Consider the following 18,237-nt stretch of genomic DNA (forward strand, 5'->3'; position numbering starts at 1 on the left):
TTCAATAAAGAGCTTTTTACCACGACATTGTTTTGGGATCGTAAGAGCATTTGAGAGGTTTTGAGTATTTATTTTTAGGATCTTGGGTATATGCTCTACAATCCATACAACTATATCTAAATTCGCAACTTTTACAGATATTGATATTATCTTTTCTAATATGCCATAGTTCTTGAAATTTAGCATCAGTTATTGCTTCTTTAAGTTTTTTGACCTTTATGTTGCTGAATTTCTTTTTAAAAGAAGGACAGTTTTTAATGTCTCCATTTTCTGTGATGGTTACTTTTTTATTGAGACACGAGTTATATTTTTGAGATTCTCTAAACAGGTCACTATTGATAATTAGATTTTCCTTGCAAATTTGACCGCAACTAGAATTATTAAGCTGACTAGTGGTGTAATAAATTTTAGCGACCATATAATTATTGGAGATCTTCTTATTTTCTTTTGCAGAATGAATAATTATTTTGTTCACTCTCAGATTCTTACTTGACAAATAAGAAATATTGTCTATTTGAAATTGATCAGCATAAGGAAGAATCATAGAAATTGATACGATTCTACTATGATTGCATGCTGTTAAAATATGTTCAATAAAATCAATCGTAGGACTGCCTGTAAACCTGAGTTCTATAGAAGTACAACCTAAGTCATCTAGTTGAGAAAAAATGGAATTATAATCGAGTTCAGATTTCTCTTTAATCTCTATAATAGCGTTTGAAATTTGAGAAGATGATTCCCATGCTAAACTCAGCTTTGGAAATAGTTTTGGTGTATCGGTAAAAAAACCTAGTTCATCTTCTATTAACTCCTGAAAAAAGATATCTATTTCTTTATCATACTCGTTATAATATTTTTTCTTTAGCTCTCCAGCTGTTCTATTTTCTGCATCTTTAATTACATCATATATCAAGTTAGGAATGAGTCTTAAACAGTTTCTTTGTATGTCGTAAATAGAACTCCTTGAGATGCCTTTTACGGGAATACAACTAGCGTATAGTAAGAAATATTGTGAATGTGTATTATTCATTGTGAATTGTTGAAATTGGTTTATACTGTCCGGCATCGCGATGCATGTCCGAACCATGAAAATCACTTTTAAAAAAGGCCATTATGGAATTTGGATCTTCATTCATTTTCATTTTTTTCATTAACTGTGTAGTTATTGGTAAGTTTTTTAGCGCTTCCTCACCAAGAATACTTTTTAACTCTTTACTTGTTTCTTCCATTTTTCATTTTTAATCAGATAAGTAGCTATGATTTTTTCTAAATTATAATTGCAGATTCCCGAAACCATTCCAAATTGCCCTATTGGGTTTACTTCTAAAAAAACGTAACGGCCATCCTTGGTTTTGACAATATCAATGGAACCTGTTTTTAATTCCATTGTACGCATGAGCTTGTTGATCTTTTTTTCTATATTTTCTGGCAGCTTAAAAGGGACAGATCTATTTGGTTTTTCATTATTATATCGTCTGAAATCAACTTCTGTTTGACTATCATTTTGAGAAAAAATAGCCATGCTGTAAAAATCTCCATCTAAATAAAAAGACCTTATCTCAAATTCCTTTTGAAGTCGCTCTTGAAATAATGAAGGAAAAAAAGTTGCCTCTAATTTTTGAATAAAAGGCAAGGATATTGAACTTGTATATTCCATATATATTTCCTCCTTATGCAAGTTAAAATCGTAAGCTTCATAGATTGGTTTCACAATAAGTTCTTTGTGTTCATTTAAAAAATCTAATAACTCCTGCTTAGAATTCGTGATTAATGAACTCGGTATATCTACTCCGCACTCTTTTGCCAAACGTAAGGTTGATATTTTATTCGATTTATCAATTTGCAAAGGATTACTCAACCATTCTTTTTCCAATACATTATCATACAAACTCTTTTTAAGCATTTTCTTCTCCATCTTCATACTATTATAAATCACCCTACTTTTTGCTGCATTTATTTTTTCTAAAACAGGATATTTGTATGATGAAACTTCTGATCCGCCTCGATACCATATCATGCTTACATCGTCTGTGATGCTATTGCTTTGATACGAAACTTGATCATTAGTTAACTTCAAAGTATAATTGCCATCAATCAAATGATCTGTATTCACTCGTTTGTAATTATACCCTAAAAAAGAAATCCAATCTATTACTTCAGAAACACTTAGGTCTTTACTTTCACACAAGATTAAAATCATATTTTTTTAATTTTTTAATTCCTTATGACCAACATGATCATAAGGAATTTTTTAACACTATAGTTCGGTGATTTAACCTCTGTCTCCAAGTGGTTGATCTGGTTCTGCTATACCAGAATCTTTATGCAAGTATACGTCTCTAATCATCCAAGCATTAGGATTTGAAGTGTACTTAGTTCTTCTACACCAGTGACCATCTGCTCCTCCGTTAATTGCTGATTTTTGCTCTTCTTTTAATGAAAATTTTCCAAAAGCTACTTTTAAATTGCTCATAATTCTATTGAATATATCTCCTAAGATTAAACGTCTTTATAAAATGTCCTTAGGTACATACATTTTATAAAGTTGCGATGTAACGAACCGACAAATTCGACCATTCGACTTGTATTGAGATTGTGTTGTCGCACGCTTTCAATGCTGTTTTAGATTCGTATGCATTTAAAATTTATATGACATACGCAGTAGTAAATGAGTTCATGATTTTAACAACAGTAGTACATATTGCTCGTCATTTTTGAACTCAAAATCAATGATGTAAAGTAAGTCATTTTTCTTTTAAGCATAAAAAAAAGGTGTTGATTATTTATGATATATCAACACCTTCCATGTATATTATGTATCGTAAAAGCTACTAAGGAATACGTATATTATTGGTTTCAAAGTTACGACATTCTTCATTTTCTGATGGAGGCTGAGCTCTTGTTGTGGCTCCATTTGTATTACAGGTAATGAAACACCACGAAGCGCAGTCTGATTCCTTTGATGGATCTTCAAGGGTATTTGACACGCCGCCACTAGGTTCTGTATTTGCATTAGGATTTAATGCGCCTCCTAGCATTTTATGAAGTAAAGCTAAGTTTGAAATACGATGTTTACGGATAGACAGTTTTTTTAATTTCTTTTTTTTCATAATAGTTTTTTCTGTTTAGGTATTAAACTTTTTGTGAAGCAAGATTATATTTAGCAAAAACCAAAATGATAGCATTGACAATTTATGATTTATCAATAAATTAACTGGTTTTGGAAAGATTTTTTAAATATTGTGAAGGATTTATGCCTGTATGTGTTTTAAAAGCTCTTGCAAATGTTTCCTGTCGTTTGAATCCAAATTCTTCTGCGATACCTTGAATTGTGTAAGAATGTAGTTTTTTATCATTTTTTAATCGAACTAAAGCTGTATTGATTCGTAACTCTGTAATATAATTTGAGAACGATTTTCCTTTATGCGTATTGATTACTTTAGATAAGTAAGAAGTATTGGTTTCTAATTTTTGAGCCATAAAAGCTAAATTACACGCTGTAGATAGATAATATTCTTCTTTTTCAAAGTCCGCAATTTTATCTAAAAGCATTCTTTCCTTTTGATCAGGTGCTTTATTTTTTTTGTGAACTACTGCTACAGGTTTATGCTGTTCTAATTGAGAGACTTTTTTCAAGAGTTCTTCAAACTTCTTCCTTATCAATCTCCCTTCTACTTTATAATACATCGCAATACCTATAAATAGACCAAGCAAGCATACGAATAGAATCACTAACTTCTTTTCACTTTTTGTTTGTTTAGTTAGCTTCTTTCCCAATTGGTTTATTTCTGTTTTTAAAGGAACAACATCTACTAACTCATGAGTTTCATTATTGATTCTTAAATCTTCTAAGTTTTGTTTTTTTTCTAATACTGTATATTTTTCAAAATGAAACGATGTTTTCTCAGAATTTCCAAGTTTGTTATATCCGAGTGCTAAAAATTCGTGTGATTCTTTTTCATTAATATTTACATTTCCAGAACTGCTTGTAACAGTCAATGCCGTTTCTAAATAATGTATAGACTCTTGGTATTTTTTTAGTTTGTATGCACTTTTTCCAAGGTAAAATAAAGAAGTTATATATAGTTTTTCCTCTTGATCTTTTATGGCAGTGTCTTTAATTTGTTTGGCTAATACAATACATTGAGTATATTGCTCTCTTTGATAATGGATAATAGCTTTATTCATTAATAAAGGATAATATGCCCATTTTTTTGTTTTTGGACATTTCTTTAGTCCTGCATCGTTATATAATACAGCTTCATCAGTATTTTCTATCCAAAGGTATATATCAGCGATATTCATAAATGCAATAATCTTATAATAATCTACCCCTCTATTGTCTTCTACTGTATTTAATAGTTTTAATATGCTTTTGTAGTTGTTAATTGCTTCTTCAAAGTCTTTATGTATTTTTTTTATGTAAGCAATGCTAGATAGAGTATTTACTTCATAAAGAACATCTCCAATATCTTTAGCGTACTCTTTCGCTTTTAGATAAGCAATAAGTGCTTTAGAATCTTCTCCTAATTCTGAAAAAATATCTCCCTTTAAACAAAAGCAATTATACAGCAGTTTAGCATCTTTGAAAAGTACAGCTTTGGATATCGCTGACTTAATATTTTGTAAAGCAATCTTGTTTTCACCTAGTTTATAATGACATTTAGAAATACAGTAAAACACTTGTGCTAATTGCTCATTATTTGCATTTACTACAGCTATTCCTCTTGCTTTAAGTGCGTACGTTAATGCTTTGGAAGCATCTTTATATATAAATTTAGAATACGATTGTAATAACTCATCAAATGATTCATCACTTGACACCTTAGTCTGTGCACTTGAGTGACTCAAAAAAACGTAGAATAATAACAGTATTGTCTGTTTCATAGGCGATTTTTTAAAATATCATAGAATGATGTTACTACTATGACTTAGGAATAGCATTTCATATGAATAAGTCTCTATTCATTTCTGGTTAAAAATAAAAAGTTATTCATAGTTCTAACTATGGATAGTGTTAAGACAAACTAAAACCTATATATTTTATTTTAAGTGAGCGATAAAATATTTTTATTCTTATCATTTAAAATAACTCTATGTAATAGCCTACTCAATATGAGTTCCCTAAGTTTTTTGAAAAGTTAAAAAACGCTTTTACAAATAAGTTATAGCGAATTCACGTTAATTTGTATTTTTGCCTTATGATGCAAAAGATTCGTGTAGCAGTTGACGCCGTAGTATTTGGGTATAAAGACCATCAATTGAACGTGCTTTTAATTAAAAGAAAAGTACCTCCATTTCAAGGTTCATGGGCTTTACCTGGTGGTTTGGTGTTAGAAAATGAAAGTTTAGAAACTGCCGTAGAACGTGAATTAAAGGAAGAAACCAACGTCACAATTGATTATTTAGAGCAGTTATACTCCTTTGGAAAACCTGGTCGCGATCCGCGAAATCGCGTGATTTCTGTAGCATATTTTGCGTTGGTAAAACCTTCGCATCACGAAATAAAAGCTGATACTGATGCGCAAGATGTTGCATGGTTTCCTATCAATGAATTGCCCGAGTTAGCGTTTGATCATCCTATTATTCTGGATAAGGCAAAAGCGCGTTTGCGTAGTAAATTGACGTACGAACCTATTGGTTTTGATTTACTTTCAACCAAATTTCTATTTTCCGATTTGGAAAAACTCTACATGACCATTCTGGAGAAAAAAATTGATCGCAGAAACTTCCGTAAAAAAATATTAAGCTTTGAAATCTTAGAAGAATTGGACGAAAAAGTATCTGAAGGACGTGGACGACCAGCCAATTTGTTCAAATTTAATAAAAAACAATACTTCAAATTGCAAAAAGAAGGTTTCTTGTTTGATATTAAATAATACTAAAAAAATAGTCTGAAGAAATTCTCCAGACTATTCGCCACTTTTAATACCAGACATTAAAATTCTTGCATGAAAATCTATTTAGTTTTTACTGAATTTAAAAGTAGTTCTATCAAATTTTAAAAAGTCAACTACTTCGGAGCAAGCTAACGAAGCATTTAACGGAAACAATTAAAAAACATTTCGACACAAGCATCGGAGCATTTAAATCTTGATTATCGAGTAAAGTCTTTATAAGCCAAATAAGGTTAAAACTGCTTTTCTAAAATCAGCATTTGTTAATAATTGTTCTTGTGTTTGTATTGAAAACACTTCTACTAACTCTTCACTTCCAACTTAATTTCTTGTTGGACCATGAAACATTATTGCAGGATAAGATAACTTAAAAACACCTATCGGATTCCGGTATTCTGAAAATATAGAATTACGATTATCTTCACCAATAATTTCCCGAACTACCAGTTTCAAACCTTTCAAAAAACCTTTAGCATGTGTTCCATTATCTCTTACAAAATCAACTCTAGGTAAAGTAATCGTAGAGAATCTTTCATTTCCATCATGTATAGAAAAAACTATTTCAGCCTTCAAATCAACTGGAGTATCTTCAACAAAAACTTCAAATGGTTTCATTAAAAGTTGAGCATCAAAGCTCTGTGTTTCAAACCAATCTTGCATTCCGTTTGAAGAAAAATAAGCAATAGATTTTTCATTTTCAAACACATGAATTTCTCTTTCTGGATACAAAAAAGAATAACGTTTAAATAAGTTGAATAATAAATGTTTAGGTAATTTTTTGCTGCGTAAAATTGTAGTATCAAACTTAAATAGTATGCTTAACTTATCAACTTTAGTTCTGTGTTGTTCTGAAATCAATTCACCCTTTTCATATATTAATTCTCTTCCTTCCGATTGAATAACACAACGTTCAGACAAAGCTGGTAAAACGTAGATTTCATAACCTACTGAATTTATATTCTCAGGAGTTAACTCAAAATTTAAAACACTATCACAAATTGAAATGTATCGTTTCTCAGGTAGCTAAAACTTACGTTTCGCCAGTTTGAATGCAGTTTTAAACATTCTAATAAAAATGAAATAATTTGTAGATTTCCAATTTCATCCACGCGACCAATAAACATTGCTGGTCTTTTTCGCACATAATCAATTGGCTTTAGCACTGGCTTAATACTCTCTTTACAGTACTTTCTCTCTTCTTTCATATCAGTTTTTCAAAGACAAAAAGATACAAAATATGAAGCACTTTTTGTGTGATTTAATCATCAAATCTTTTAATCCAAAATTAAATTAACGTAAAAAATACACAAAATAATTTGCAAAACTAAAAAAGCATTCTATATTTGCGTATAAATAACGCTAATATGAATTATTTACATTTAAATACAAACTTTACTCCTTTTGGAAAATCACTTGAATTTGAAACGTTTACATTTTCTGGAGGTGAGCCACATATCAAGATTAAAGAAATGCCACATGAAGCTGTTACCATTACACAACGCATTACTTCTTTCAATGATGTAGGATTTATTTTGTTAGCAACGAATGCTTTACGAAGAATGAACGTAAAAGAAATTAACTTGTTCATTCCGTATGTTCCAGCTGCACGTCAAGATCGTGTGATGGTTTCAGGAGAACCGTTAAGCATCAAAGTTTATGCAGATATCATTAACAGTCAAAATTATGAAAAAGTCACTGTATTTGATCCGCATTCAGAAGTTACACCAGCGCTATTAAACAATGTAGAAGTTATTGACAATCATGAATATGTAAAACAATGTATAGCAACTATAAAAGGCGAAATCGTATTAATTTCACCTGATGGTGGCGCATTAAAAAAGATATACAAACTATCAGCCTATTTAGGAGGAATTGAAGTGATTGAATGTTCTAAAAAACGAGACGTAAAAACAGGAGCATTATCTGGATTTACAGTATATGCTGACGACTTAAAAGGTAAAACAGGAGTTGTTATCGATGATATTTGCGATGGTGGTGGCACATTTTTAGGACTTGGAAAAGCATTGCAAGAAAAAAATGTAGGAGATGTACATTTAATCGTAAGTCACGGCATCTTTAACAAAGGATTTGAAGCATTAGAAAGTATATATAAAACAATTTTTACTACAAACTCATTTAGAGATGTGGAATCAAAACAAGTAGTACAGATACAGTTATGAGTTATGAGTTATGAGTTATGAGTTATGAGTTATGAGTTATGAGTTATGAGTTATGAGTTATGAGTGAAAAATAATTTAAAATTCAACATTTAGCATTTAACATTAAAAACAAAAAATTATGAACTTATTAGAACGCTTACAAGGAGGAATATTTGGAGTTGCCACAGGTGATGCATTGGGCGTTCCAGTAGAGTTTTCTTCAAGGAGTTATTTAACTCAAAATCCTGTAAAAGATATGATGGGCTATATGTGTTGGAATCAACCACCAGGAACTTGGTCTGACGATAGTTCATTAACCTTATGTCTTACCGAAAGTCTGTCAAACGGATATGATCTAGAAGATATTGGAAAAACATTTGTAAAATGGTATCAAGAAGGATATTGGGGCGCACATCATAAAGTATTTGATATTGGTGGAACTACTAGACATACTTTAGATAGAATTGTAAAAGGTGAATCTGCTTATTTTTCAGGAAATATTTTTGAAGAAGACAATGGAAATGGCTCACTAATGCGTACACTACCTTTAGTATATTTTTTGAAGAATGTTGACAATATTGAAGATCGTTATAAAATTATCAAAGATATTTCTGCAATTACACATGGACATTTTAGATCAATTTTTGCATGTTTTGTCTATGTAGAATTTGGCTTATTGTTATTGAATGGAACTGAAAAGTTTCAAGCATATAAAGAAGTGAAAGCAATTATAAATTCCTTTAGTAAAACACATGAATTTAATACAGAAGAAGTTGATCTATTTAAAAGAGTTTTACAAAATGATATTATTGAATATCGAAATGAAGAAATTAATGCAGGTGGTTATGTATTACATTCAATAGAAGCTTCTCTCTGGTGTTTTTTAACAACTGAAACATATGAAGCATGTGTTTTAAAAGCAGTAAATCTAGGAGAAGACACAGACACAACCGCTGCAATTGCTGGTGGATTAGCAGGATTACATTACGGATTTGATGCCATTCCAGAAACTTGGAAATTTCAATTAGCACGTTACGAAGACATTTACAATCTAATTGACCGTTTCCACGAAAGTATTATTTAAAATTCAACATTAAGAATTTAAAATAAAGAAAAATGAAACATACATTACAACATATACAATATCAATTCAATTCAAAACAACGATTGAAATTCCTCTTTTTTTGGGGACATCAACCTTCTAAAGATGGAAGCATTACCAAAAGTTGTTTTAGTCAATGGTGGGAAACTGGATTTACGGTTGAAAACGAATTCTATAAAACCGCCGAACATTGGATGATGGCAGAAAAAGCACGTATCTTTCATGATGACGAGATTCGAAAGAAAATTTTAACCGTACATCATCCACAAGAAGCAAAACAACTAGGAAGAAAAGTCAAAAATTTTGATCCTAAAATTTGGAATGAGCACAAGTTCAATATTGTGGTTGAAGGAAATTATCATAAATTTTCACAACATGAAGATTTAAAATGTTTTCTATTAAACACTAAAAATAGAATTATAGTAGAAGCCAGTCCAAGAGATCGAATTTGGGGAATTGGAATGGGTGAAAAAAATGAAAAAGCAACGAATCCAAACCTTTGGAGAGGACAAAATTTACTAGGTTTTGCCTTAATGAAAGTCAGAGATCAATTAAATACAATACCAAGAATATAGCGTAAGACAAGATAAAAAATTCGTGTATTCATGGTAAAAAGAAAAATTATTAAAATAAAAAAACATGAAACTCACCATACACGGATACTCAACTGCATTATATGCAACTTGGTATTATATAGAAGAATTAGGAATCTTATTTGATGCAGGCGATGGCGTTTGTTCAAATTTACTAGGGAAAGCAGGAAGGATAAAACACGCCTTTATCTCTCATGCCGATAGAGATCATTTGACAGGTTTATTACAATTCAATCAATTATTTGCAGGGTTAAAACCTACGATTTACTATCCAAAAGATGCAGGTTCATTTACGTTTTTACAAGAATTCTTTACCAAGTTTGATCCGCACAACTCCGGAACAAATTGGCAAGCCATTGAAGACAAGTCAATTATTTCAACTAAAAATTCAATACAAGTAGAAGCTGTTGAAAACGGTCATGTTGTACAACCTGGTTTATTAAAAAGTTTAAGTTTCAAAGTATATGAAACCAAGCGAAAACTCAAATCAGAGTTTGTGAATTTACATAAAGACGAATTGATCAACATCAAAAAACAACATGGAGATCATTTCCTAACTCATGAAATCAAAAGAAATATATTTTCATACTCGGCAGATACGCCGGTTGAAGACTACGAACGTTATCATAATAGCGAAATTCTCATTCATGAAGCTACGTTTCTAACCAAAAAAGAAACCAATACCAAATCTTGGAAAAACAAACATAGTTCCTTAGATGAAGTATTTGAAATGGTTGCAAATATCAAGATAGATAAACTAATCTTAGGACATTTTTCATCTCGATATGATCAACATGAAATAGACAACGAAATTAAAAAACACATACAGCATTACAACATTAAAATTCCTGTACATCGGATTCCTGTTGGGAAAGCTGTCAAAAACATATTGGCGCAAGAGCCAATCAATTAAAATGAATAGAGCACAAAGAAAAATATTAGCAGAAGAAACCCTAATTATATTACAAAACGGGTTTTATACTATTGAAGACAATAAAGTAGATTTTGGATACGAGCAAATAGAAGCAAAACAAAAATCTATCTATTACGAAAGTGAGCAATTAGATAAAATTCTAGCAGACTCTAAAGCGAATGCGACACATGAAACCGTCTTTAAAGTAACAGATGAAACTTCATTAGGCGCTATTTTACGATTACATAATGAAGGAAATGTCATGTGTTTAAACTTTGCTTCTGCGAAAAATCCTGGCGGTGGATTCTTAAACGGATCGCTAGCACAAGAGGAAAGTCTCGCAGCAGCTTCCAGTTTATATCTATGTCAAAAAGAAAACTTTGGATTTTACGAAAAGCACAGAAAACTAAAAACGAATCTCTATACAGATGACATCATTTTTAGTCCAAAAGTTCCTTTTTTCAGAAACGATAAAGGCGAATTATTGGAACATCCTGTACTCGCTTCGGTGGTGACAGCAGCAGCCGTAAACTATGGAGCTGTTGAAAAAAATGAAAAGCGTAAAGTAGCTACAATTCCAGAAATCATGCGTAGAAGAATTGAAAAAGTATTGGCGATTTCTGCGTTACATGGAAATGACACCTTAATTCTTGGCGCTTGGGGTTGTGGCGTTTTCCGAAACGATCCGGCAGTAATTGCAGGTCTTTTCAAAGAAGTATTAGAAACCAAATTCAAAAATCAATTTAAAAAAGTGGTATTTGCTATTTATGCGAATAATGACAGATACATTGCTCCATTTAGACAAGAATTTGAATCATGAAAACTATAACATACATAAAAGGTGATGCTACCAATCCACAAGCAAAAGGAACAAAAATAATTGTTCATATATGCAACAATCTTGGCGGATGGGGAAAAGGATTTGTCTTGGCGATTTCAAAACGCTGGAAAACTCCCGAAGAAGCCTATAGAAAATGGCATAGAAACAGAGCAAAAAATGATTTTGAACTAGGTAATATTCAAACAGTTCAAGTATCAGAATATGTATATGTAATCAATATGATTGCACAACAAGGAATGAAAACAGGAAGCAACGGAGTTCCTATTCGTTATAAAGCTGTTGAGCAATGTTTAGAAAACGTAGCTGAAAAAGCAATAGAGCTCAATGCAAGCATTCACATGCCAAGAATAGGTTGTGGCTTAGCTGGCGGGACTTGGAACAAAATTGAACCTACAATTGAAAAAACGATATTAACGAAAGACATCGATACATATGTCTATGATTTTGGATAATCATGAAAACAGAAATCATACAAGCTGATATTACCACTTTAAAAGTGGACGCAATCGTCAATGCCGCCAACTCATCATTGCTTGGTGGCGGTGGCGTTGATGGAGCCATTCATAGAAAAGGCGGATCAGAAATTTTGGAAGCTTGTAAAAAGATTAGAGCTAGGCAAGGAAAATGTAACACCGGAGAAGCGGTCATCACAACGGCAGGAAAACTACCGTCAAAATACGTAATTCATACGGTTGGACCTGTTTGGAATACTGGCGGAAAAGACAAAGAAAAATTATTGGCAAATTGCTATAAAAACAGTTTAGATTTAGCTATTGAACACAATATCAAAACTATTGCTTTTCCTAACATAAGCACAGGAATTTACAAATTTCCAAAGCAATTAGCTGCTGAAATTGCCATCAAAACAGTTTCAACATACAAACATAAAAAAACCATCGATAAACTCTATTTTTCTTGTTTTGATCAAGAGAATTTTGAGGTATATCACGAAATACTAAAAAATGAAAACACTTAGACTACAATTAGCACAAAAATCATTACTAGGTAATAGTATTGGCGACGCTTTTGGCGAAAGTTTCTTTGGTCCACAAGATGCTGTGTACAATGCTATTCATTTCCGTGAGATTCCACAAACGACTTGGGAATTCACAGATGATACAGTAATGGCAATTGCCATCTATCTATCATTGGAAAAGTATGGGGAAGTTCATCAAGATTTTATTGCGAAAGCTTTCGCTAAAAACTATCATTTAGATTTTAATCGTGGTTATGGTCCTGCTATGCACAGAACAATGCGTGCCATTGAAGCAGGAGAATACTGGAAAGATGTTTCCAAAGCAGCGTTCAACGGAATGGGTTCTATGGGAAATGGTGGTGCCATGCGTGCAGCTGTAATTGGAGCCTATTTTTATGATGATTTAGAGAAAGTAAAACAACAAGCTTTTTTATCATCTGAAATCACACATGCAAATCACGAAGGTTGTGTTGGCGCCATGGCGGTTGCAATTGCCACAGCAATCAATACGCAATTACAAATTGACAACAAAACACTTGAACCAAATGAGTTCATTAAAAAAGTAGTTGCTCAATTGCCTGATTGTGATACAACTTCTAAAATCAAAAAATCAGTCACAGTTTTACCAAACTATGACATTAGAACGGTAGTTTCAATCTTAGGAAATGGTGTAAAAATGATTGCACAAGACACAGTTCCAATTGCAATTTGGATTGCTGCACATCATCAAACAGATTTCCAAGAAGCCATTTGGAGAGCTGTTTCCGCTTTAGGCGACAGAGATACCATTTGTGCAATTGTGGGTGCAATTACCATCATGAACACAAAGGAAGAAAACATTCCAGCAGACTGGAAAAATAAAGTAGAAAACTGGCGTAAAAGTGAGTTTTATCAAAAGAATTAGAAGATGAAAACTTTATATAGACCTACAGGATTAAAAGAATTAGAACTTATCGCAAGTACTAATTTTAAGGGTTTTCCTCCAAGATTGGAATGGCAACCCATATTTTATCCTGTGTTAAACGAACAATATGCTATTGAAATTGCACAAAAGTGGAATACAAAAGATGAAGCTTCAGGTTATATTGGTATTGTGACTGCTTTTGATGTAAATGAAAATTACCTTAATCAGTTTGAAGTACAAAACGTTGGAAGCGCTCATCATAATGAACTTTGGATTCCTGCTGAAGAATTAGAAAATTTCAATCAGCAAATCATTGGAGAAATTAGAGTTACAAAAGCATTCTTAGGAAAGCAATTTGTATTCACTAATAATGACGAAATCAACAAATTAATTAGAAAACATGAAACTAAACATACAAAACTACATACAACAAAATAATGAATGGCCACAAAACGGGCATCACATCATGGCGCAATACGATGATGAAAAAATAATTGTATATCAATCATATCGTCCTGCTATTGGAAATTTTGCTGCGAAAAATCAATTCTTTGGCGGACCATTTAGTTTGGAACGCATGACATGGATTAAACCCAATTTTCTTTGGATGATGTACCGAAATGGTTGGGGAACGAAGGTTGGACAAGAAGTTGTGCTAGCAATTCACTTGAAGCGTGAAGTTTTTCAGAAATATTTAGAAAATGCAGTGCATTCTTCTTTCAAACCTGAATTATACGAATCACAAGAAACATGGAAACAAGCAGTACAAAGTTCAAATGTGCGTTTGCAATGGGATCCTGATCACGATCCATATGGCGCAAAACTAGATCGTAGAGCGATTCAAATAGGAATCAGAAACGAATTTATCCGTTCATACGCCAAAGAAGATATTATTGAAATTGAAGATATATCTGCATTTGTAGAGGAACAATATGAATTTGTAAAAACGAATCAGTTAGATAAACTAATGATTCCAGCAGAACGTCCTTTTATACCAGAAGGCGAAGAATTACAACGAAAATTGCAATTATTATGAAGTCAAATTACCAACAAATAAGAGCGCATTTTGACGGTAAAACGATTACAGTATATCAGGCATACAATAAGAAAATTGCGTTGCCAGCAATCAAAAAAAATCGTTTTGAAACGCCATTCTCTTTTAATAGAATGACTTGGATAAAACCTTCTTTTTTGTGGTTGATGGAACGTAGTAATTATGGAACAAAATCGAATCAGGAATACATATTAGGAATCAAACTCAAACGAGAAGCTTGGGAAAACCTTCTAAATATTGGCGTATTAACGCATCCTGATTCAAATATTTATAAAAGTGCTTCTCAATGGCAAGCATCTTTCGATACAGCCAAAGTTCATATTCAATGGGATCCGGAACGAAACTTAAAAGGAGGAAAATTGGAAATACGCAGCATTCAAGTAGGAATCAGTCGGTTTTTAATTAATGATTTTAATGAACAATGGATTGAAAGTATTGAAGATTGCACGCCATTAGTCAAAAAAATAAACCAATTGCGAAAAGCAGGAAAATACAAAGAAGCCAAACGATTGCTTCCATCGGAAAAATTATATCCGATTCCTGCTGAAATTGGTCAAAAAATAGGAATACAATGAGTAAAAAAAATAAAAACATAAGCAAATTTCTAAGTTATGTACTTAGACACAATCCTGATAAACTAGGAATTACACTCGATGAAAATGGTTGGACTTCGGTGAAAACCATGCTTGAAAAAATAAATGTAGGCAACTATTCACTGTCTATGGAAACACTAGAAGAAGTAGTTGCCAACAACAATAAAAAACGATTCGCTTTCAATGACGACAAAACCATGATCAGAGCGAGTCAAGGACATTCTGTCAATATAGATTTAGGTATACAACCAAAAGAACCGCCGAGTTATCTTTATCATGGAACGGTTAATAAATTCATGGCTTCAATCCGTGAAAAAGGACTCATCAAAGGTACACGACAACATGTGCATTTGAGTGCAGACAAAGAAACCGCCATTAATGTAGGAAGTAGGCGCGGAAAACCAATCATTCTAACGATACGAAGCGGCGAAATGCAGGCGCAAAATCACAACTTCTATCAATCAGAAAATGGAGTTTGGTTGACAGAAACAGTGCCAACGGAGTTTATTGAATTTTAAATATGTTGCTACTTTTAAAAAGATTTTTTTAAAGAAAGAAGATGAACATATTAATGTGAAAAGAATTATCTGTATTGAACCTAAAATAATAAAGTTTTGTGATATAGAATTCCTTTCTATTAATAAAAAATCAACTGAAGAATTTTCTTTTTCAGACATTGAATGGATTAAAACGGAATCTGATCTTCTGGACTATTCGACTCTTGAATCTATAGTGTATATAAAAATTAAGAGTCGTTCAAGTTCAATTCATTTTTCAATAATTGAAGATCATGAAAAAGAATTTGTGAAAGAGCTTTTTAAAACATTAAAAGTTGATGAAAAACATCTTACTTTTTTAAATAATAGACAAAAAAGTAAAATGGCTTTTATAAAAAATAAGGAATCATGCAAAAACTAGAAGATCACATATACGTCATTGACAACTTTTTATCACATCAAGAATGTGATGAATTGATTGCCAAAAGTGAAAAAAAGAAATATAAAGAAGCTAAAGTAAACTTACGCGGAAGACAAGTATTGATGACTACAGTTCGAAACAATTTACGTGTTATGTATAAGGATCAAAACTATGCAGATGTTTTGTGGGAAAAAATCAAAGAACATGCACCAGCACAAATTGGATACAATCATGCTTTTGGTTTAAATGAAATGCTTCGCTTCTATAAATATGAAATAGGACATCGATTCAAAATGCACAGAGACGGAAGCTATCGTCGCAACGAAACAGAAGCAAGTCAGTATAGCTTTCTCATCTATTTGAACGACGATTTTATAGGTGGAGAAACTGTATTCCATTCTGGAACTACAATTCGCCCTAAAAAAGGAAGTGCATTACTATTTCTTCACGGTTTACGCCATGAAGGAGCTTTATTAAAAAGCGGTGTAAAATATGTACTCCGAACAGATATTATGTACAAATACATTCCTAAAATTGAGGAATCATGAAACAATTAAAAGAAATATTGAAAGAAAACTTTCAGAAAGAAAAAAGAAATAAAATCACATTTTTAACTGGCGCAGGATTATCTGCTGCTAGCGGAATTCCAACCTACAGAGGTTCGGATGGAATTTGGGTAAAAGGCACTAAATTCCATAAACCAGAAGAGTTTGGAACCTTTAAATACTTTAGTAAAAATCAAGAAGAAGTTTGGCAGTTCAATCTATTCAGAAAAGGAATGTTTGCAAAAGCGCAACCAAATGATTCACATACATTACTTGCGGATATTGAACAATTAATTCCAGAAGATTTCTCCATCATCACACAAAATATTGACGGATTGCACCAACGTGGTGGAAATTCTGGAAACAAAGTCTATGAAATTCATGGAAACATGCGAACGGTTCGCTGTTCTTTAGAATGTTCAAAAGCGGTGTATCTATATCCAAAAGATATTGCCTTGGATCGTATTGACGAAGAAATCTCCGATGAAACTTGGGAAAAACTCGAATGTCCAAAATGTGGCGCAGTATTACGCCCAAACATTTTATGGTTTGATGAATATTATAATGAACGCTTGTACAAAGTAGATTCTACCTTACGTATCGCTAAAAACACAGGAATTCTTGTAGTAATAGGAACTTCGGGCGCAACAACATTACCTTTGGCATTGGTAAAGCAAACACTCAATTATGGTGGTTATGTATTGGATGTAAATTTAGAAGACAATAACATTACAAAGCTCATTAAAGACAAAAAAAGAGCAGTACCATTCCGAATGACAAGTGATGCATTTTTGAGTGAATTTCATAATATTCTAGATGAACTTATACTAATTCATGGATAAAAATACACTAACAAATTGCTTCAAAGGTAGCGTTCTATTAGGTGCTATTGGTGATGCTTGGGGAAGTGCTTACGAAAATCAAACGCTTCCCGATGAAAAAGCTTTTTATTTATATAAAGAGCCTGAAGCACCTAAAATCTGGCGATTTACAGACGATACACAATTAACGCTCGCAACCTGTGAAGCTATTTTGGAAGATCCAACAGCAGCTCCAAAAACATTAGTTACGTACTTTCTAAAATATTACAATGAAAAACGTGTCAATGGTGTTGGAGCTGCTACTTTAAAAGCATTCCAAGAATTAAATGCAGGCGCGCATTGGAGTCAAACAGGAAGAAAAGGTGAATTTGCTGCAGGAAATGGAAGCGCTATGCGGATAGCGCCATTGGCTTTTTTAAAAGATATTTCTAGAGAACGTATCAGAGAAATAAGCTATATAACACATCAAAATGAAGAAGCGTATGTTGGTGCTTTGGCTATTATCCTATGCATAAAAACAATTCTAGCAAATTCCTGGGAACAAAATTCTTTACTCGAATACATCATTCCTCAATTACCCGATACCAACGTAAAAGACAGACTGATTACTTTGTGTGAATTGGAAAACAATTCGATCACAGATATTGGGAAACTTGGAAACGATGGTTATGTCGTGAATTCGGTTCCTTTAGCAATATTTGCGGCTCAAAAAATAAAAGTACAGTCCATTACAAGTATCTTTGAAGAACTCATTACTATTGGTGGAGATACAGATACCAATTGTTCCATGGCTGGGCAAATAATGGGCACTTTCGTGGGAATTGATAAAATTCCAACAACATTAAAAACCAAAATAACACAGGTAACTGGTTATACCAATTTAGAAAACATTATCAATAAGTTATGAAACACAAATTGATA

Annotated in this window: 25 protein-coding genes; 17 read left to right on the forward strand and 8 right to left on the reverse strand. The window is 32.4% G+C overall.

Annotation, left to right across the window (positions count from 1 at the left end; all coding sequences use genetic code 11):
• Positions 1 to 16 precede the first annotated feature (16 nt).
• The 6 genes from gwsS to ACOQOS_RS13630 all read right to left on the reverse strand — a co-directional run bounded on the left by gwsS (position 17) and on the right by ACOQOS_RS13630 (position 4,887).
• Positions 17 to 1,030: a grasp-with-spasm system SPASM domain peptide maturase gene (gene gwsS / locus ACOQOS_RS13605; RefSeq protein ID WP_420571011.1), complete on the reverse strand. Its 1,014-nt coding sequence runs from the start codon at positions 1,028 to 1,030 to the stop codon at positions 17 to 19.
• Complete coding sequence (locus tag ACOQOS_RS13610; RefSeq protein WP_420571012.1) at positions 1,023 to 1,229, reverse strand: hypothetical protein; 207 nt, start codon at positions 1,227 to 1,229, stop codon at positions 1,023 to 1,025. The genes gwsS and ACOQOS_RS13610 overlap by 8 nt, the downstream gene beginning before the upstream one ends.
• Positions 1,205 to 2,200 carry a grasp-with-spasm system ATP-grasp peptide maturase gene (gene gwsG / locus ACOQOS_RS13615; RefSeq protein ID WP_420571013.1) on the reverse strand — a complete coding sequence of 332 codons (996 nt, stop codon included), beginning with the start codon at positions 2,198 to 2,200 and terminating at the stop codon, positions 1,205 to 1,207. Before gwsG ends, ACOQOS_RS13610 begins: the two co-directional genes overlap by 25 nt.
• 72 nt (positions 2,201 to 2,272) lie before the next feature.
• A complete protein-coding gene (locus ACOQOS_RS13620; protein WP_420571014.1) occupies positions 2,273 to 2,473 on the reverse strand; it encodes a hypothetical protein in 201 nt (66 codons plus the stop codon).
• Between the two features lie 358 nt (positions 2,474 to 2,831).
• Positions 2,832 to 3,110, reverse strand: coding sequence for a hypothetical protein (locus tag ACOQOS_RS13625; protein WP_420571015.1), 279 nt, complete (start codon positions 3,108 to 3,110; stop codon positions 2,832 to 2,834).
• Between the two features lie 100 nt (positions 3,111 to 3,210).
• Positions 3,211 to 4,887 carry a helix-turn-helix domain-containing protein gene (locus ACOQOS_RS13630; RefSeq protein WP_420571016.1) on the reverse strand — a complete coding sequence of 559 codons (1,677 nt, stop codon included), beginning with the start codon at positions 4,885 to 4,887 and terminating at the stop codon, positions 3,211 to 3,213.
• A gap of 317 nt (positions 4,888 to 5,204) precedes the next feature.
• Between ACOQOS_RS13630 and ACOQOS_RS13635 the strand changes: the two genes are divergently transcribed.
• The gene (locus ACOQOS_RS13635) at positions 5,205 to 5,879 is read left to right on the forward strand and encodes an NUDIX hydrolase (RefSeq protein ID WP_420575148.1); all 675 of its coding nucleotides are present in this window, start codon (positions 5,205 to 5,207) and stop codon (positions 5,877 to 5,879) included.
• 339 nt (positions 5,880 to 6,218) lie between these two features.
• Here the strand turns inward: ACOQOS_RS13635 and ACOQOS_RS13640 are convergent, their stop codons facing one another.
• The gene (locus ACOQOS_RS13640; protein WP_420571017.1) at positions 6,219 to 6,815 is read right to left on the reverse strand and encodes a hypothetical protein; all 597 of its coding nucleotides are present in this window, start codon (positions 6,813 to 6,815) and stop codon (positions 6,219 to 6,221) included.
• A 62-nt stretch (positions 6,816 to 6,877) separates the two neighbouring features.
• The gene (locus ACOQOS_RS13645; RefSeq protein ID WP_420571018.1) at positions 6,878 to 7,102 is read right to left on the reverse strand and encodes a hypothetical protein; all 225 of its coding nucleotides are present in this window, start codon (positions 7,100 to 7,102) and stop codon (positions 6,878 to 6,880) included.
• Positions 7,103 to 7,261: 159 nt separating this feature from the next.
• Here ACOQOS_RS13645 and prs point away from each other — a divergent pair, with 159 nt between their 5' ends.
• The 16 genes from prs to ACOQOS_RS13725 all read left to right on the forward strand — a co-directional run bounded on the left by prs (position 7,262) and on the right by ACOQOS_RS13725 (position 18,223).
• A complete protein-coding gene (gene prs / locus ACOQOS_RS13650; RefSeq protein ID WP_420571019.1) occupies positions 7,262 to 8,077 on the forward strand; it encodes a ribose-phosphate diphosphokinase in 816 nt (271 codons plus the stop codon).
• A gap of 118 nt (positions 8,078 to 8,195) precedes the next feature.
• Positions 8,196 to 9,140 carry an ADP-ribosylglycohydrolase family protein gene (locus ACOQOS_RS13655; protein WP_420571020.1) on the forward strand — a complete coding sequence of 315 codons (945 nt, stop codon included), beginning with the start codon at positions 8,196 to 8,198 and terminating at the stop codon, positions 9,138 to 9,140.
• Positions 9,141 to 9,172: 32 nt separating this feature from the next.
• Positions 9,173 to 9,733: an NADAR family protein gene (locus tag ACOQOS_RS13660; protein ID WP_420571021.1), complete on the forward strand. Its 561-nt coding sequence runs from the start codon at positions 9,173 to 9,175 to the stop codon at positions 9,731 to 9,733.
• Positions 9,734 to 9,797: 64 nt separating this feature from the next.
• Positions 9,798 to 10,664, forward strand: a complete 867-nt coding sequence (locus ACOQOS_RS13665) for an MBL fold metallo-hydrolase (protein WP_420571022.1) — start codon at positions 9,798 to 9,800, stop codon at positions 10,662 to 10,664.
• 1 nt (position 10,665) lies between these two features.
• A complete protein-coding gene (locus ACOQOS_RS13670) occupies positions 10,666 to 11,484 on the forward strand; it encodes a TIGR02452 family protein (protein WP_420571023.1) in 819 nt (272 codons plus the stop codon).
• Positions 11,481 to 11,957, forward strand: a complete 477-nt coding sequence (locus ACOQOS_RS13675; RefSeq protein ID WP_420571024.1) for a macro domain-containing protein — start codon at positions 11,481 to 11,483, stop codon at positions 11,955 to 11,957. Before ACOQOS_RS13670 ends, ACOQOS_RS13675 begins: the two co-directional genes overlap by 4 nt.
• 2 nt (positions 11,958 to 11,959) lie before the next feature.
• Positions 11,960 to 12,481, forward strand: a complete 522-nt coding sequence (locus ACOQOS_RS13680) for an O-acetyl-ADP-ribose deacetylase (RefSeq protein ID WP_420571025.1) — start codon at positions 11,960 to 11,962, stop codon at positions 12,479 to 12,481.
• On the forward strand, positions 12,468 to 13,385 hold the full coding sequence (locus ACOQOS_RS13685; RefSeq protein ID WP_420571026.1) for an ADP-ribosylglycohydrolase family protein: 918 nt from the start codon (positions 12,468 to 12,470) through the stop codon (positions 13,383 to 13,385). The genes ACOQOS_RS13680 and ACOQOS_RS13685 overlap by 14 nt, the downstream gene beginning before the upstream one ends.
• A gap of 3 nt (positions 13,386 to 13,388) precedes the next feature.
• Complete coding sequence (locus ACOQOS_RS13690; protein WP_420571027.1) at positions 13,389 to 13,823, forward strand: ADP-ribosylation/crystallin J1; 435 nt, start codon at positions 13,389 to 13,391, stop codon at positions 13,821 to 13,823.
• The gene (locus tag ACOQOS_RS13695) at positions 13,786 to 14,421 is read left to right on the forward strand and encodes a DUF4291 domain-containing protein (protein ID WP_420571028.1); all 636 of its coding nucleotides are present in this window, start codon (positions 13,786 to 13,788) and stop codon (positions 14,419 to 14,421) included. The genes ACOQOS_RS13690 and ACOQOS_RS13695 overlap by 38 nt, the downstream gene beginning before the upstream one ends.
• Positions 14,418 to 15,014, forward strand: a complete 597-nt coding sequence (locus ACOQOS_RS13700) for a DUF4291 domain-containing protein (protein WP_420571029.1) — start codon at positions 14,418 to 14,420, stop codon at positions 15,012 to 15,014. The genes ACOQOS_RS13695 and ACOQOS_RS13700 overlap by 4 nt, the downstream gene beginning before the upstream one ends.
• Complete coding sequence (locus ACOQOS_RS13705; RefSeq protein ID WP_420571030.1) at positions 15,011 to 15,550, forward strand: RNA 2'-phosphotransferase; 540 nt, start codon at positions 15,011 to 15,013, stop codon at positions 15,548 to 15,550. Before ACOQOS_RS13700 ends, ACOQOS_RS13705 begins: the two co-directional genes overlap by 4 nt.
• Positions 15,540 to 15,950 carry a hypothetical protein gene (locus ACOQOS_RS13710; RefSeq protein WP_420571031.1) on the forward strand — a complete coding sequence of 137 codons (411 nt, stop codon included), beginning with the start codon at positions 15,540 to 15,542 and terminating at the stop codon, positions 15,948 to 15,950. The genes ACOQOS_RS13705 and ACOQOS_RS13710 overlap by 11 nt, the downstream gene beginning before the upstream one ends.
• Positions 15,938 to 16,498 (forward strand): prolyl hydroxylase family protein, encoded by a 561-nt coding sequence (locus ACOQOS_RS13715; protein ID WP_420571032.1) that lies wholly within the window; start codon positions 15,938 to 15,940, stop codon positions 16,496 to 16,498. Before ACOQOS_RS13710 ends, ACOQOS_RS13715 begins: the two co-directional genes overlap by 13 nt.
• A complete protein-coding gene (locus ACOQOS_RS13720; protein WP_420571033.1) occupies positions 16,495 to 17,337 on the forward strand; it encodes an SIR2 family NAD-dependent protein deacylase in 843 nt (280 codons plus the stop codon). Before ACOQOS_RS13715 ends, ACOQOS_RS13720 begins: the two co-directional genes overlap by 4 nt.
• Entirely contained in the window at positions 17,330 to 18,223 is an 894-nt protein-coding gene (locus ACOQOS_RS13725; protein ID WP_420571034.1) for an ADP-ribosylglycohydrolase family protein, read from the forward strand. The genes ACOQOS_RS13720 and ACOQOS_RS13725 overlap by 8 nt, the downstream gene beginning before the upstream one ends.
• Positions 18,224 to 18,237 lie beyond the last annotated feature (14 nt).

The organism is Kordia sp. (assembly GCF_965224175.1).
In the GTDB taxonomy this organism is placed as follows: Bacteria; Bacteroidota; Bacteroidia; order Flavobacteriales; family Flavobacteriaceae; genus Kordia.